Consider the following 16,805-nt stretch of genomic DNA (forward strand, 5'->3'; position numbering starts at 1 on the left):
TTATAATGATTTAGCACATGCAATTAAATAATGACGAGCATTAGCAGATGTCACTTGTTTAGCCCGCATCAATAAGGCTCGTTTTTTCAGTTCTATAATTTGTAATGAATTATCTTGCACCATCAATAACTCAATTAATTGCAATGCCATTTGATAATCTTCTTGTGCCATATAATTTTTAATAGCTGATATTAGTTTATCATTATCACCAATTAAAGCAAGTACCGCCTGATTATAAGCCTCAGTTGGATGTGGCAATAACTTCACAGGATCCCCATCAAACCATCCTACATAACCATTATAAATACTTTTCACTGACCATTCTACAGTACCATAATACTCACCTAAATATTCTTTATCCTGATATATTGGTGCTAATTTAACATTTTTAACAGTTTCTTCCAAAGACATTCCCTGATTCATACAATCTAATGTTTTAAATAAAATATCCTCGATGGCATTCCTAAAAGTTCCCACTATTGCTTTAATCTCATTTTGCCATAAAACTCGTGTATGTCCTGGTAATAATGCAACAGCTGGATAATTTAAAATCTCATTTAAAGTATCAATCCATGTCGCAACATCGCGATACATGGTTCCTCTTATTGCATAAAGATTAGGCCAGCATCCATAATAATTATCTCCACAACACATTATCTGATCATCTTCTAACCAAACATAGATTTCATCATCTGCTTCACCTACAGCACTAACCATCTTTAATTTAATTCCATCAATTACTCGTTCAACCACTTTTTGCTCATAATATGTCGTCGGTTTTATAAAATCATATTTTCCTTCTTTAATTTCTTTTCCTTCACGGATTCCAATTCCTTGACTAATCGCTTCCTGATCTGTTAATCCATAACCATGCTGATAAATCCCTCGTTGATTTAGTAGTTTACTAATTCTATCGTAGTATTTTAAAATTGGTTTTCGAGGTTTAAATGCTATTACTTCTACAACTGTATCCCGAAAAGTACCTGCTCCTCCTAAATGATCAGGATGTCCATGAGTATAAATAATTGTTTTAACCGGTTTATCACTAATTTTCGCTAGTTCATCTTTCATCACTTTTGCACGATAATCAGAATCAAGAGTATCAATTAATATAATTGAAGTTTCCCCAATAATCGCAATTGCATTACTATGTCCATAGCCCAAAAAATGATATACCCGTTCATTAACTTTAGTAATTTTCTTTTGATAGTTTGTTTTCGTAAAATTAATTAACTTTTCTTCACCTAACATTGCTTATTCCTCCTTATATATCATTATATTGATTATCTAGTCTTTTAATAGTAGGCACCTTTAGGTAACTGTCAAAACCGTAGTCATTTGGACTACGGTTTTATTTAATCATCTAAAATAAATGACTTTACTTGATTCTTTTTTAGTTTATTATTAGTCTTAACTATCTCTTCTTTTAAATCAACAAAATCTTTAAGATCATGATTTAAAGAAATTAAAACCTCTTTATTATTAGTATTAAAAGTTCGATAAATTAATTTATTTGAAGATTCTGCCTTTTTTAAAACACTTAGTGTAGTAAGTTCATTATTTTCATGAAGCAGAGAGAAAGTATATGGAGTGTTAAAATCAACCTCATTTAACTTCATCGCATTGTACGGCATTTTATTATAACTAATTAATGGCGTTAAATAATCTTTAGCTAAACGTGATAATTTAGCGTGATCATTTTCAATAACAAGCGCAAATCTAAACTCTAATGGTTTTAATAATTGTGAATCTGGTGTAGGCATCTTAATTCCTGATGGTCGTCCCGGACGCCGAACTAATTCTTCTTTACCTAAATAGCCAACTGATCGAAATAACGTAATTGCCAGGGTATTATAATTATCCCCAATTACTTCATATTCTCTAACTGAATTAGTGAGTAAAGCTAATGGACAACCCTTGATTGCAACGTAACTAAGCATTGGATAAATACTATCTGGCCGCTCGCTCCAATTATCTTCTTGCCATGATTCTATCGCCATATCTTTTACTGGGCGTTCAATTATCCCAAACTGATTATCACTAACTGAGGCCTGAGCCCAAATATCAGTTGGAAGAAGTACTCTAAGTCGATGATCTTTAGCTGTATTATCAATATTAGTTGTAATGTCAAGATTTCGTTCCCCTTGTTTTAATTCTATTTGAAATTCAATTTTTAAACTTGTATCACATTTCTTTTGTTTACGACTTGTTAAATCTTTTGGTACTTTCATTTCGACAATTATATGAGCTGTAGTAGAATACCTGGATCTATTGATTTGATAATCTGCCTTAGCATCTTTAGAAGTTATGATATAATCTTCCAATAATGGTGAATAATCATAACCATCACCCTCATCACTACCATCTTCAATCAATAAAACGGAATCATAAGTATGATCATTAACTAAATCATATATTTTTAAAGTTCCATTACTATTAATTTTAATCTGATAGTATTCATTTTCCAGAAAGTCCACTTTATCTAATAAAATTTCTTTTGGCTCTACTGCTTCTTGAATTAAATAAGCCTGATATCCCATCGCAGGAAAATTATCTTTAAATTCAATTGTATATTTTATAAATGGATCATAATTCCCATAATGAACAATCTGACGATCAATTAACCCAGCATCAATGATTTCTTTATTAATAACTTGATAATCTATTTCATGACCCTCACTAGTAACAATTTTAAAACTTTTCATTCTCGTGATAACTTCACTGCGAACCACTCGATTTCTTGGATAAGGGAGTAAATTAAAGACCGTTAGTTTATCAAGCGCAATATCTTTAGGCATTGCATCAGTAATCTTTCGTTTATAAAAGTCAATCATTCGCTCTACTTTCTCATTAGCAATCGTAAAACGGCTGCTTATTTCTTGATGTACTTTATCACTACAACAACATCCAATTGAATCATGGGCATGATTTTTCATTATCTCTTTCCATATCGATTCCATCATCCCATCAAAATACTCAAACCCTAATTTAAAAGCAATGGAAGCCAATGGCTCTAGCAGATTGGTAATTTTATTTTCAATTACGGTATTCATTGTTTTGATATCTGCCCGTGATGAAAAAATCGAACGATGTACACGCATATATTTACCATCCAGCAGTTCACCATGAAGGATATCATAGTTATCTTTTTTCTCTAATTCTTTAAATATCTGATCATAGTTACTTAAAAAGAAGTTTTTATCTGGATAAAGTCTTTTTAACTGCTCAATGACATCAAATATATTTTTTTGTAATGGCATTTGGTCGTGACCATTAGGAATTAATATATGTTCACTAGTTGCTCCTTTTTGTAACACTGGCATATATTTATCACAACGTTTTTTTAATTCATCAAGATCTGTGGGTAAATATTTTCCAATTGCATAACCAAGTGGTAATAGTTGAGTTAAGACTTTTGAACCATCGTCACTAGTCCAATAAAACTCTGTCTTATTTGAACCCATTCGCTCACTCGTTCCCCGCCAGAATATGCTTCTTGTAATTCCAAAACCGTTTAAAATCATTGGCATTTGGCCTGACTGACCAAATGAATCTGGTAAATAACCAATATTCATAGGTTCTCCAAAAGTCTGACTATCTTTATGACCGTATAATAAATTACGAACAATCGACTCTCCACCTACAACCATCTCATCAGTTTGAGTGTACCAAGGCCCAATAATTAATTTACCTTTTTTCACTAAATTAACTATTCGTGATAAATTTTTTGGTTTTAATGCTAGATAATCCTCAAGTACAGCTGTTTGTCCATCGAGAACATAATAAGGATAATCCTCATTATTTTCTAACATTTCTAATATTTCTTCCATATTGTTTAGTAATAATAACTTTGATTCTTCGGCTGAAAAATACCACTCACGATCCCAATGCATATGGGGGACAATGTGTACTTGATTTGCCATGCTATTCCTCCTATTTTGCCTTAGCTAATTTCTGTTTTCGAGTAATTACAAGTAGCACCGCTGAAATAATCGCTCCAATTACTGCCGCTCCAAACCAGACGATCATCGCTAATGGAATATTATCAGCAGTTAATACGAAAATAGAGAATATTCCTGCCCCAGGTACATCAAGACCAATATTAAACATCGCTACAATCGCTCCACAAACTGCAGAACCAGTACATAGGGATATAATTACACGAATTGGATCTGCCATCATAAACGGAATTGCCCCTTCTGTGATTCCTGCTAAACCTAATAGCCAGGTTGAATTTCCTACTTCACGTTCTTCTGGTGTAAATAAATCTTTTCTAAACTTTGTCGCAAATGTCACCCCAAATGCACTAACCATTTTAATTGAAGCAAAAGCACAATATGGCATTAAAACTCCTTCCGCCATTGCAGCAACACAGAAAGCATATGCAGCTTTATTTACTGGTCCACCTAAATCAAAAGAAACCATGATTCCTAAAACAGCCCCTAGTAAAGCAGCATTTGTTCCTGCCATTGATCCTAAAAAGTCAACTAATGCTGTATTGATCATTGCAACTGGTTTACCTAATACGACTAACAATAAGACTCCAACAATCAAACAAGACAATACAGGATAAATTACAAAACTCACAAAACCGGCAAATGTTCCTTTAGCTGGAATCCATTTCTTTAAATAGCGTATTGAATACCCAGCAATGATCCCACCAAGCATCCCGAGTAAGAATCCACCGCCAACGGTATTAGCACAAAATCCAGCCGCAAACCCTGAAGCTAAAGCTGGTTTATCCCCGATTGAATAAGCCATATAAGCTGATAATACCGGTACCATCAAGGTTCCTAACAATCCACTTCCCATTGATTTGATCAAATAAAGCCAACTTCCTTCGGTATTCATCAAATCTGTAAAACCAAAGGTTCTTGCAAAGATTACACAAATTGCTGCAATCATTCCGCCAGCCACGATCAATGGAATAACATGACTAATTCCTGTCATAACCGCTTCTTTAACTGTTTCTAAAAATCCGGCTTCTTGATGTCGTGAATGTTCTACATACTCACCACGAGCAGTTTGTTCTGCTTTAACTAACGCTGTTTCGATAATCTTTTTAGCATCCTTTAATGGTGCAGATACTTTTGTTTTAATCGTTGGTAAATGACTAAAACGTTCCTCCTCTTTAACCGCTACATCGACAGCAAAAATAGCTGCACTTGCATTTTTTAACATCTCATTAGTATGACGATCTTCAATTCCATTAGCCCCCTGCTTTTCTACATATACATTTACTCCCAACTCTTGCCCAGCTTTTGTTAATGCTTCTGCTGCCATGTAAGTATGGGCAATACCAGCGGCACACGCAGTAACCGCAACGATTGAGCGATCAAAGGATTTTATTTCATCACTATTAACCCCATTATCCAGATTTTGATAAAATTCTTTTACTGTTTTAGAAGCATATAATTTTTCTGTATATGTATGATTAGCCATCTTCGTCATCATTTCTGCTAATAATTGCATTTGAACCGAATTCTTATCATTTTGGGGAATTGCAAGTAAAAAAACATATTGTACTTTGTTACCTTCAACAACACTTTCCCAATCCTTCACAGGTTTCTTTAAAGTTACAACCGCAAAAGCTGCTTCTCTAACTACTCCATCTTTTCCATGAGGAATGGCCAGACCATTATCAATCCCTGTTGATGTTAAGCTTTCACGTTCTAATACTGCTTGATAAAAATCTTCCTCATTACTAATTTTTCCTGCCTGATATAATTTAGAAACTAAGAATTTAATTATTTCATCTTTTGATGACAAATCACTATTTAAAGTAATAAGCTGCTCACTTGTTAATTTAGATAATTCCATTTCTTCTGCCCTCTTCTTTTAATTTTATTAATCACCGACATGTCTTTCCCTGATTACAAAAATATCATAGCATATTATTTTGTAACCCTTTTCAATTTGGAAAATCATACACTTATTTTTAAATAAAAAATGGATGTACCGTGTATTTATACACAGTACATCCTCCAAAATACCTCTGTCAACTCTCGAAGCAGCATCATCATCCCTGTTCGATCTGCAACATTATAGCCATTCAATTTTTGTTCATCACCCCAATAATATAATGGAATATGTGCTAAACCAGCCAATCGATTTTCATTAAAATGGGTAACCGAAATAACAAAAATTCCATTCTGTTTTGCTTCTTCTACCCAATTATTCAAACGACCATTCTCACCACTTGCACTAATTACAAACAAAATATCTTTTTCTTCACAATGCTTGATTCGATATTCAATTTCACGATAAGTTTGATAATATTCAGCTCGATAATCATAACATCGCAAATTATCGACCATCATTTCACAAAAATATAATGACTCACCGACACCAATAAAGTGACATGTTCGGGCATTCTTGATCTTAGCGGCAACTTCTTCTAACGTTTTATAATTAATTAGTTCCATTGATTTATACAAATTCTTTGATAATAATTTTTGAATATCTAAATTTTCTGATACTTCGTTATTAACTAAAAATTTCATCTCTGCAAAGCCTTTATACCCTAACTTTTTACAAAGACGCATGATTGAGTTGGGAACAAGATAAAGATCTTCGGCTACCTTTTGAATTGATAAATGTTCCAAATTTGCTTTATTTTTACGAATATAATCAACAATTAGATCATCTGTATCGTTTAGTGTAAACTCTTGTTGTAAGACCCGTTCTTCAAATTTCATTATATTATCCTCCATGACAAGATAAATATCAACTCTCTCAATATAACTTATATTCTAACATTATTTTTTGATTTCGGTGCATAATCTTTCAATTCTGGAATTGCTCCCGCAGCAACTGCCCATAAATACAAACTGGCAATTGTTGCATATGGTCCATAGCGACGTTTATATTTAGTGAATAGTTGAGGTGTAATTCGCCGATGATGATAGACCATGCGCATTCCCCGTAAAATTGCTAAATCGCTATAACTAATTATATCTTTACGTTGTAATGAAAATGTTAAAATCATCTCTGCTGTCCATCTCCCGATTCCAGGTAACTCACAAAGCTGTTCTATAACCTCTTCATTTGATAGATCAGCTAATCGCTCCAAATCCAATTGATCACTAATGATCCGTCTCGTTATTTCTTTGATATAATGTGCTTTTTTCATCGTAATGCCACATTTTTGTAATTCCTCAGCTGAAAGTGATTTAAAATTTGCTGGGGTAATCGGACTAAAAGAATTGTTGATTCTCTGCCAAATTGTTTGATGGGCTTTAGTAGAAATTTGTTGACCAACAATCGAATTAACTAAAGCTGCAAATAAATCAGGTATTACCGCACGTTTAATTATACCAATCTGCTCGATTACTTGTTTTAAAACAGGATCCCTACTTTTCAAATATTCAATTTCAATATCGCTATATTCAAAATATTCCATTATATACTCCAACCTATAATCTTATCGCATAGTTACAATACCATCATTTTAAAACAATCAAATAACTTTTTTGACTATATTGATTAGCTTTATTAATTTCAAGTATACTTGAAGTACTAAACTTTGTAAATAAATGAAATATTATATAAATCAAGCATGTTTCCTTACGTAATCAAATAGTTTATATTACCGCTTTTATTCTTATGATTATAAATTGTTAGTTCATAATTATCTAATAAAGCACAACGATAAAAATACTCTAGTAAGTTTTTACTAGAGTATTTCATTTATACTTTAAATAACTCAATAATGTCATTAGTAGACATTGTTGTTATACTACCTTCATTATTTTCCACAAAACTATCAGCTAAGTTTTTCTTTTTATTTTGCAGTTCTAAGATCTTTTCTTCAACACTATCCTTCATTACCAATTTATAAACCGTTACAACATTTTCTTGCCCGATTCGATAAGCACGATCAGTCGCCTGATTTTGTGCTGACATATTCCACCAAGGATCAAAATGAATAACTGCTTCAGCAGCAGTCAAATTCAATCCTGTTCCCCCAGCTTTTAATGAAATCAAAAATACTGTTGTATCATCATTTTGAAATTGATTAACTAATCGATGACGTTCTTCTTTTTTTGTATCACCTGTTAATTGATAATAAGTAATACTTTCTTTCTCCAATTCTTTAGCAATTAAATCAAGCACGGAAGTAAAAGAAGAAAATAATAGCACTTTTTGATTATTTCCCAGGAAATTTCGGATTAAATCAAGACATCCCGATAATTTTGATGAAATATTCGAAATATTATCATATATTATCCGTGGTTCACAACAAATTTGTCTTAATCTTGTCAACATTGCTAAAATAGCAATACGATCTACATTATCATAATTAAGCTGTTCTTGCAGTTCTTTATTGACCTGAATTAAATTAGCTAAATACAACTTATTTTCTTCTTCATTAAATTCAATTGATAATGTTTTTTCAATCTTCTCCGGTAATTCAGTCAATACATCTTTTTTATTACGTCTTAAGATAAATGGTGTAATTAATTTTTTTAGTTCCTGCTGTTTGTTTTCATCATGATTTTTAACAATCGGTGTTTCATAATTAGTTTTGAAATAATGATAGCTATACAAATACTCTGGCATTAAAAAATCAAAAATTGACCATAACTCCGCCAAAGAATTTTCTATAGGAGTTCCGGTTAAAGCAAAACGATGTTTAGCTTTTAACGATTTTACTGTTATCGCATTCTTAGTTTTAGGATTTTTAATATATTGCGCTTCATCCAAAATAATATTTTCAAATTGATAACCATCATAAAGATTAGCATCACGACGCATATAATCATAAGTAGTAATTAGCACATCAACCTCATTAAATTTTCTAATTGCTTCTTTTCGTCGTTTTAGACTGCCGTGAATACAAGTACAAGATAAAGAATTAGAAAATTTATGTATCTCATCTTGCCAATTCAATAGCAATGATGATGGACAAACAACTAAACTAGTTTTTTTATCATCCCGATTTTGATCCAGTAAAACAATCATTTGTAAGGTTTTCCCAAGCCCCATATCATCGGCCAAAATTCCTCCAAAGCCATAAGAACTAATTGATTGAAGCCATTGATATCCAAATTTCTGATAATCGCGTAAAATTTCTTGATAATTAGGCGCTAAGGGATAACTCTGTTTAGCTATATTTTTAAAATTATCAATAATTTCTTTAAATACGGTACTACGATCATATACTAAATAATTGCTTGTTTCGGCTTTATTATCAAGACTAGAAGCCCGATAGACATCCATTTCTAAATGTCCATCCTCAAGCATCTTTGGTCTAATTTGATAATCAGTCATAAATTCATTTAATTCTTCCAGCTCATCAGAATCAAGATATAATAGTTGACCATTTTTTAACCGATGAAATTTCTTCTTCTTTTGATATGAGTTTAAGACTAACGCTAATTCATCTTTAGGAATATCAATACTTTCAATGTCAATTGCCAATAAGTCATTTTCTAAAGTCACTCCTACAGTAATACTAAATTGACTTTTCTTCCCAATCTTTTTAAGTGCATCACTAACCATCACTTCACAATAATTAGCTAAAAAAGGCAAACCTTCATTTAAAAAGGAGTAAGTTTTTTCACTTTCTAAATTCAAATACATACAATGTTTTTCAAAATCAACTACATCACCAATCTCTTTTAAATAATCTTCAATTAAATCAAAATTAATTGATGTTTGCTTTCTCGGCTGTTGAAATGAATAAATCGTTTCTAGGCCTTGTTTACTTTCAAGATAAACTTTGATTTGTTCCAATTCATTAATATCGCCATAGAGTGTCAATATTTCTGTTTCGATAACTTCACTTGTTAATAAGTCCCCAGTATAATTAAAATATTGCTTAATATCATTTAAAATATATTTAACAAAGTCATTTACATCTTCTTTTGCTAATAATAATTTGTCTTTACTTTCGCAATTATGAATAAATTTGATTGCCTTTCCTTCATCGTCCAGCTTAACCATACCTATTTCATTTTCAGTAATCTTATAAAGATTTTTATAACCACAAAATTCATCAAAATCCTTTAATTCAAGCGAATAATATTTTTCAAGTTTCCTTATATGTAAAGTAGGCTGATAATTATATTGATAAATTGATAAATGTTGATTAGTTTTTTCTAAATCTTTTAATACTTCATAGATATATTCAATACTTTCGGGAATAATCTTTATCTCATTTGTCACATGCGATATATCGTAATAATATTCCTGTTGATACCGCTCATAAGTGATCATACAAAATTTCATTAATTCAATAATCTTCAGTGCTTCATCACTAAATACTTTTTGATTATGAACAAACGCTAATTGTTTACCATATTCAACATATTCATTATTTGCTAATGCACTTAAAAAATTAGGAATATTTTTTATTATATACTTTTTATCACTTCCTACTTTGAATTTTAAACATGGGTGCCCATAATTAATCTTGATCTGGACTTCAAGATCATACTTTTGATTTAGTTTAACCTGATTAAAATCAATTGCTTTAGCAGTCTTAAATGATGCTATTAGGTTTTTTGTTACTGCTAATTCATTTTTTAGCAGTTCTTCTTCCTGCTGCTGACGAATTTGTACTAACTTGTCGAAATAACTTATCTTACCATTTTTACTTTTATATTTAAATGGAAAATCATCAGGTGATAACTCTTGAACCTTCAGCAAAACAGCCCCAATATGACCGCAAGCCGAGAGTTCATCACACCAATAACAATTACAACTATAGTCAGTAATCTTATTATCTTGATCAATAACGATTTTACACACATTTTCATAACTACCATTATCAACAATGCCTTCAATTGTATAATCATCAAAAAGTCGATCATAAGTAATTGTGATTTCTCTAACATAATCTTTTTGATAATATATTCGTCCTGTTCTTAGATTTCTAACACTGCTTACGATTCTATGTAATTCTTTGTCAGTTACAAGCACTTACCAGTCACCTCCTAATTTTCTTTAAAATTATAGCATATATCGAATAATATTCATTAGTATTATGACTAAACTAAATACATAGAGTTATAAAGATGTAATCTTGCAGCAAGTATTTATTTCAATAAATTTCTTATTACTGCCATAATCAAATTTTTAAATAATTAAATACTCATTTCCACAAGCATTAATAAACAATAACAAATCATCATAGGTAATTGATATTGTTGCTGTATTAATATTTGGGTGAATTAATAATCGTTGTGCTCTTAATTCACGATCAATCAATATTTTTACTCGCTTATTATCATTAATTATTCCTAATGGTGTCACTGATCCTGGAATTAACTTTAACAATTCTACAAGTTCTTCATCACTAGCAAAGCTTAGCCGCTTACTACCAATTTGTTTAGCTATATATTTCAAGTCAGCACGCTTTTCAACCGTCATCATATAAATGAAGAATTGTTTATCACTACTTTTTAAAAATAGATTTTTACATGCTACTCCATCAATTTGCTCATTAATAAACATTGCTTCTTCAACAGTGCTAACTGATTGGTGATTAATTTTTTGATAATCAATACCCAACTGTGTTAAAAATTTATATATATCCATTGTTAACTCCTCTTTTTATGATAATGATTTTAACATATTAAAAGTTTAATTGAAAATAATAAAAGCATCCAAAGGATGCTTAATCAATTTTCTTTAATTCATAATCAAAACCATATTTTAAAATATATTCTTCTAGAGTCCAATTATTATCATAAATTATTTTAGCTGCTTTCTTACCAACATAACGTAAATGCCATGGCTCATTAGCAGTTCCAGTAATATCCGAACGATTTTTAGGATAACGAAGAATAAAGCCATATTTATAAGCATTTTTAGCAACCCATTTATACTCATCCGTATCACCAAAAACCATTCTCTTTTTATCAATTACACTTTGGCTAGTTAAATCTACTCCTAACCCTAATTGATGTTCACTTGAGCCAGGTTTCGCAACTAAACCACTAGCAGTGACTTCATCATAACGGTTAAAATAATCATTATAAATTTCTACTTGTTCATCATATGAGCGATATCCACTATTTAAAACTAAATGATAATCTTCTTTTAAAGCATCTTTATTCATATCTTCTAATGCTTTAGCTGCATCTTTTCGAAGTTTATTATGGTTATTATCAGGAGCAATTGGTATATCAGGTACAACAAGATCAGCAGGGACATAATCTTTAGGTAACACAAAACCCTTTTTAATCAACAGAAGTGTATTACTAGGATCTAAAACTTCATATTCTGATCCAACAGCATTATTAGCATCAATAAATGGGTAAGTAACCGTAAGTACAGCTGTTATTGGCTCTTGATTACTTGCAAGATACTTAGGCAGATCCTCAAAGACCATTCCATTAATCTTTAAATAAGATTTAATTTGCGAATATGTATATTTATTATCGACGATTACCTTAAAATCAGACAGCTCTGCAACTTTCATTAAAGATAATACTTGTTTATAACTATATTTTAAATCCTTGAGATCTTGATAATAATCCTGATAGAAAGTATCAATATATTTTATTACTTCTTTTTTTGAATAATCTTGATGTTCTTTTTGATATGTCTGATACTCTAAATAATGTTTTTTATTTTTATATTCATTCCAGGAACTTAGATCACTGACCTTTTCCGCATCCAAATAACGCTCAATCTCATTATCATTTAGCTGTAAAATAATGCTTTGTTCAGACCAACCATAGCCCTTCGTCATTAACCGAATTCTTGTAAAATTAAATGCAATCAATGTCCCAAGTATTAACATAGCGATTAATACACTAATGATTACTTTATAAGGGATTTTTTTCTTTTCATTGTACGACATGTAACTGCTTCTTTTCAACCTATTATCCTCCTCGATATATTCTTGGCAGTCGACTTCCTAAACGACTCAAAATCTCATTACTAATTGTATTAGCTTCAAGTGCAATTTCTTCTACCCTAATTTCTTCTGTACCATCTTGACCAATTACGGTGACTAGATCATTATCACTGATATCACTAATCTCGCTAACATCTACAAGCATTTGATCCATACAAATTCTTCCAACGATTGGACACTTTTGACCTTTGATCAAAACACTTCCATTTGAAGAAAGTATACGTGGCAATCCATCACCATAGCCAATTGGAATAACGGCAATTACACTATCACGATTAACCTTATAAGTCAAGCCATAACCAAGACTCGCGCCTTTAGTCAAATAATGCAGCATTGCAATTTGTGCTTTAATTGTTAAAGCTGGTTTTAAATCTAATTGTACTTTTGAATAATCATTGAACGTTGAGTACACTCCATACATTAAAATCCCAACCCGAGCATAATCGGCATTGATTTCAGGATAATTTACTAATCCATAACTACTTTGAAGATGAACCTTTCCTATATCATAATGTCTTAATTTTAATTCATTAATTAAATCATAAAAAGCAGCTATTTGTTTTTGGGTGTATTCTTGATCAACTTTCCTTTTACTATCACAAACACAAAGATGTGTAAAATAACCCTGAATATGAATAAACTGGTAATCATATATTTCTTTAATACTCTCATAATCGCTTAAATCAAAACCTAAACGATGCATTCCAGTATCAATCTTAATATGAACATTGATCATATGCCCACTTTCATTTAATTGCCGAGCATGCTCACGATTTACAATGGTTTGAATCAAACGATAATTATGTAATTCAATTGCACGAATGGGATGACTATAACCAAGTACTAAAATTTCGCCATATATCCCATGTTCTCGAAGTTTGATACCTTCATCGATAGTAGCAACTGCAAAAGCTTCAATTCCCATTTTTTGACAATGTTTCGCAACTTCTACTAACCCATGACCATATCCTTCTGCTTTAACAACTACCATTAATGAACTATTTTTATTTAATAATGAACTCAATTCATCAAGATTATGCGTGATTGCATCTAGATCAACTTCGATCCAACTGCGACTTGTGCGAATATTCACCATACTTCTCTTTTCCTTTCAATAAAATCTCTGAAAATAAAACAGTTATTATCAATACACTAATAAACTGAATCAGCGGGTCAACAACTAAATGATCACACTTCAATAATTTACCTATTCCACGAACAACAACAATCATCAAGGGATGAAAAAGATAAATAGCTAACGATAGATCTTTACATTTAGATATTCGTTTGCCTGATATTCGTAAAAGTCCCTGATATAGCCAAAACATTACTACCGGCAATAAGATATTCATTGAATCATGACGTACAAAAACATAATCTGCTGCATCTTGATAACCTTTCAATAGTGATATTTCTATAAACATCAAACTTATTGCTAATATCGTGCTAATAACGATTACTCTTAAACTAAAGTTAAATTGCTTTACCGCAAGAAGTTTTCCAATCCAAATGAATAACGGTGCAAAGAAAATACCATTTCGTGTATAATCACTTATTAAAAAAATCAAGTCATACCCCCATTTACAATATGGGTGTATCAAACCATAATACGAATCACCACCTAATCCAATTAAATAAAGTAGTACCACAATTGAAAAACTCGTTAATAAAGATACCCGTTTATCTAATACTGCAACAATGATCAATCCTAGAACTGTTGCTGGTAAATACCACAAATGATAGAAAGTTCCATCGAACAAAACATCTTTAATTATTTCATAAATCAGATTACTTTGATTAAAATAATGATTATAAAGATTTAATGGTAAATAAATAATTATTGCTGCTAAATAAATCAATAGTGTCTGTTTAATAATCTTATATAGTCGTTTTTTACTGGGATTAAGAAAATAGAAATAAGCAGTTGTGATAAAAAAGAATGGTACTGCAATACGTCCTAATCCACGAGTTAAATAAAAATCTAAAGTTGGGCTAATTGTATCTAATGGTGAAGTATGAATCGTGACAACTAAAATTGCAGCAATTATCCTAAAACAGTCGATTAAGGGATAACCTTTTACTTTAGACATATGGCCTCCATGATGTAATAATAAAACCATCACAATTATTTCCCGATATTTGATAACTACCATGATCACTTAAGTTTAACTTAGTCTGTTCATTAACTGCTGGAACATAAAATACTTCAACTAACTTTCCTTGGCATTCTAAAACATATGGATTGAAAATAGAATGATTTTTTATATATAAATGATATTCTTCAAAACACCACTGATTTTCTTCCATAATTTTTGCATGAACAATCCCAACATAGCGAAAATGCCATGGTTCCTCACTAATTTTGGTAAAATCAATTTTATTTTTAGAATATCTCTGAATAAAGCCATAATCACTTGCAATATCACGAAATTGTTGACAGATTTCCTGACTTGTAAAATCAGGACAAAAGATATCAATTGTTTCATTTTTTACTGCTAAATCAATGGCTAGACCTGTTTGATGCTCACTACAGTTCACTCTAGCAACAAACTTATCAACAAACTCTTTTCCATGATTTTGAATAGCCTGATTATAGATCATAGCTTGTTCTTGACCGCTTCTTAAACCACTGACTAAAACAATCTTATCTTCTGCTTTAATTTCCTGTAATGCTTTTGTTAGCATCTCCATAGCCGTTTTTTCTAATGATATTGTTGAATCCTTGGCAGTCGAACAGTTAGTAATTTGATAGTTATTTGCAATTGGATAATTATGATTAACCAATACTAATGGACCTTGGTAAATATCATCTTTATTTAAAGTTACCATCTGCATACTTAAGCCCTATCGCAACAATTTTATCTATTAATTCACTAAATTCAAAACCTACTCCTTTCATCATCTGGGGAAAACGGCTATGATCAGTAAAACCAGGAATCGTATTAACCTCATTAAAAACTATTTCATTGTTTGGCGTTAAAAACATGTCTACCCTAGCAAAATTCTGACAAGCTAATGTCTGATAAATAATTTTTGCAGTTTCTTGAATTTTCCTTGCCGTTACTTCATCAATTCTAGCGGGCATATGAATTGTTGAAGTTTTCAAAGTATACTTTTCATCATAATCAAAAAAACCTCCCGATAATTCTATTTCATCTACCTCACCAACAGTCAATTCATCGTTGCCAATAATCGCACAACCTACCTCAAACCCTTCAACAGCTTCCTCTACAATTACTTCATTATCGTAATTAAAGGCATATTCAAGTGCTTTTGTTAATTCTTCCACTTTGACAACTTTACTAATTCCATATGATGATCCAGCTTTTAATGGTTTAACAAATAATGGAAAATTCAATGCTTTAACATTAAAATCATTTATATTATGTACAAGCACAGACCTAGTAACCTTTATCCCTGCTGCTTTGACTAACTGGTGAGCTCGATATTTATCCATACATAATGCTGATGCTAATAATCCGCAGCCAAGTACTGGTATTTTTGCAAGCTCCATTAATCCTTGAACAGTACCATCCTCACCATTTTTTCCATGCAAGACCGGTAAAACCGCATCAATTTGCTGATAGATTATTTTATTATCAACTATTTCCATCACTGCTTGTCTTTCTGGTTCTAAACATACCGTCACTGGATTAAGCAGTTCTTGATTCCAAGTATCATTACTAATTTTTTCAATTTCCCCATCATAATGAAACCACTGTCCTGCTCTCGTAATCCCGATTAAATAAAGATCATATTTTTCTTGCGGAAAATTCTTTATAATCGCAGCTGCTGATTGTAGCGACACTTCATATTCACTTGATTTTCCTCCAAATAAAATAGCTATTGTTTTTCTTTTCATATTATATCCTTCCTTACTACTCCTTCGATAAATCTATAATATAAAAAAAACGCTCTTCATTTTTTAATTTCT

12 protein-coding genes are annotated in these 16,805 nt (G+C 31.3%); all 12 read right to left on the minus strand.

Annotated elements, in window-relative coordinates; translation table 11 throughout:
• The 12 genes from KTF99_RS02710 to vanG all read right to left on the minus strand — a co-directional run bounded on the left by KTF99_RS02710 (nt 1) and on the right by vanG (nt 16,733).
• The gene (locus KTF99_RS02710) at nt 1–1,251 is read right to left on the minus strand and encodes an alkyl sulfatase dimerization domain-containing protein (RefSeq protein WP_029481734.1); all 1,251 of its coding nucleotides are present in this window, start codon (nt 1,249–1,251) and stop codon (nt 1–3) included.
• A gap of 104 nt (nt 1,252–1,355) precedes the next feature.
• Nucleotides 1,356–3,923, minus strand: a complete 2,568-nt coding sequence (gene mngB / locus KTF99_RS02715; RefSeq protein WP_003538813.1) for a mannosylglycerate hydrolase — start codon at nt 3,921–3,923, stop codon at nt 1,356–1,358.
• A gap of 10 nt (nt 3,924–3,933) precedes the next feature.
• The gene (gene mngA / locus KTF99_RS02720) at nt 3,934–5,820 is read right to left on the minus strand and encodes a PTS 2-O-a-mannosyl-D-glycerate transporter subunit IIABC (RefSeq protein WP_009299524.1); all 1,887 of its coding nucleotides are present in this window, start codon (nt 5,818–5,820) and stop codon (nt 3,934–3,936) included.
• A 146-nt stretch (nt 5,821–5,966) separates the two neighbouring features.
• The gene (locus KTF99_RS02725; RefSeq protein WP_009299523.1) at nt 5,967–6,698 is read right to left on the minus strand and encodes a MurR/RpiR family transcriptional regulator; all 732 of its coding nucleotides are present in this window, start codon (nt 6,696–6,698) and stop codon (nt 5,967–5,969) included.
• 47 nt (nt 6,699–6,745) lie between these two features.
• On the minus strand, nt 6,746–7,402 hold the full coding sequence (locus KTF99_RS02730) for a DNA-3-methyladenine glycosylase family protein (RefSeq protein ID WP_008792211.1): 657 nt from the start codon (nt 7,400–7,402) through the stop codon (nt 6,746–6,748).
• A 287-nt stretch (nt 7,403–7,689) separates the two neighbouring features.
• On the minus strand, nt 7,690–10,926 hold the full coding sequence (locus KTF99_RS02735; protein WP_217215434.1) for a DEAD/DEAH box helicase: 3,237 nt from the start codon (nt 10,924–10,926) through the stop codon (nt 7,690–7,692).
• Nucleotides 10,927–11,082: 156 nt separating this feature from the next.
• Entirely contained in the window at nt 11,083–11,544 is a 462-nt protein-coding gene (locus tag KTF99_RS02740) for a prolyl-tRNA synthetase associated domain-containing protein (protein WP_009008688.1), read from the minus strand.
• 79 nt (nt 11,545–11,623) lie between these two features.
• Complete coding sequence (locus KTF99_RS02745; protein WP_003538820.1) at nt 11,624–12,814, minus strand: M15 family metallopeptidase; 1,191 nt, start codon at nt 12,812–12,814, stop codon at nt 11,624–11,626.
• Nucleotides 12,815–12,836: 22 nt separating this feature from the next.
• Complete coding sequence (gene vanT, locus KTF99_RS02750; protein ID WP_008792213.1) at nt 12,837–13,967, minus strand: serine racemase VanT catalytic subunit; 1,131 nt, start codon at nt 13,965–13,967, stop codon at nt 12,837–12,839.
• Nucleotides 13,927–14,961 (minus strand): acyltransferase, encoded by a 1,035-nt coding sequence (locus KTF99_RS02755; protein WP_008792214.1) that lies wholly within the window; start codon nt 14,959–14,961, stop codon nt 13,927–13,929. Before KTF99_RS02755 ends, vanT begins: the two co-directional genes overlap by 41 nt.
• Nucleotides 14,954–15,706 carry a D-alanyl-D-alanine carboxypeptidase family protein gene (locus KTF99_RS02760; protein WP_008792215.1) on the minus strand — a complete coding sequence of 251 codons (753 nt, stop codon included), beginning with the start codon at nt 15,704–15,706 and terminating at the stop codon, nt 14,954–14,956. The genes KTF99_RS02755 and KTF99_RS02760 overlap by 8 nt, the downstream gene beginning before the upstream one ends.
• A complete protein-coding gene (vanG, locus tag KTF99_RS02765; protein WP_009299521.1) occupies nt 15,684–16,733 on the minus strand; it encodes a D-alanine--D-serine ligase VanG in 1,050 nt (349 codons plus the stop codon). Before vanG ends, KTF99_RS02760 begins: the two co-directional genes overlap by 23 nt.
• Nucleotides 16,734–16,805: the final 72 nt, after the last annotated feature.

The sequence above is a fragment of the Erysipelatoclostridium sp. MSK.7.34 genome (genome assembly GCF_019041935.1).
Taxonomy (GTDB): Bacteria; Bacillota_I; Bacilli_A; order Erysipelotrichales; family Coprobacillaceae; genus Thomasclavelia; species Thomasclavelia ramosa.

Bases quoted from the DNA above. Each gene is read 5' to 3' on its own strand.
- KTF99_RS02710 (WP_029481734.1), bottom strand. From the start codon at position 1,251: ATGTTAGGTGAAGAAAAGTTAATTAATTTTACGAAAACAAACTATCAA.
- mngB (WP_003538813.1), bottom strand. From the start codon at position 3,923: ATGGCAAATCAAGTACACATTGTCCCCCATATGCATTGGGATCGTGAG.
- mngA (WP_009299524.1), bottom strand. From the start codon at position 5,820: ATGGAATTATCTAAATTAACAAGTGAGCAGCTTATTACTTTAAATAGT.
- KTF99_RS02725 (WP_009299523.1), bottom strand. From the start codon at position 6,698: ATGAAATTTGAAGAACGGGTCTTACAACAAGAGTTTACACTAAACGAT.
- KTF99_RS02730 (WP_008792211.1), bottom strand. From the start codon at position 7,402: ATGGAATATTTTGAATATAGCGATATTGAAATTGAATATTTGAAAAGT.
- KTF99_RS02740 (WP_009008688.1), bottom strand. From the start codon at position 11,544: ATGGATATATATAAATTTTTAACACAGTTGGGTATTGATTATCAAAAA.
- KTF99_RS02745 (WP_003538820.1), bottom strand. From the start codon at position 12,814: ATGTCGTACAATGAAAAGAAAAAAATCCCTTATAAAGTAATCATTAGT.
- vanT (WP_008792213.1), bottom strand. From the start codon at position 13,967: ATGGTGAATATTCGCACAAGTCGCAGTTGGATCGAAGTTGATCTAGAT.
- KTF99_RS02755 (WP_008792214.1), bottom strand. From the start codon at position 14,961: ATGTCTAAAGTAAAAGGTTATCCCTTAATCGACTGTTTTAGGATAATT.
- KTF99_RS02760 (WP_008792215.1), bottom strand. From the start codon at position 15,706: ATGCAGATGGTAACTTTAAATAAAGATGATATTTACCAAGGTCCATTA.
- vanG (WP_009299521.1), bottom strand. From the start codon at position 16,733: ATGAAAAGAAAAACAATAGCTATTTTATTTGGAGGAAAATCAAGTGAA.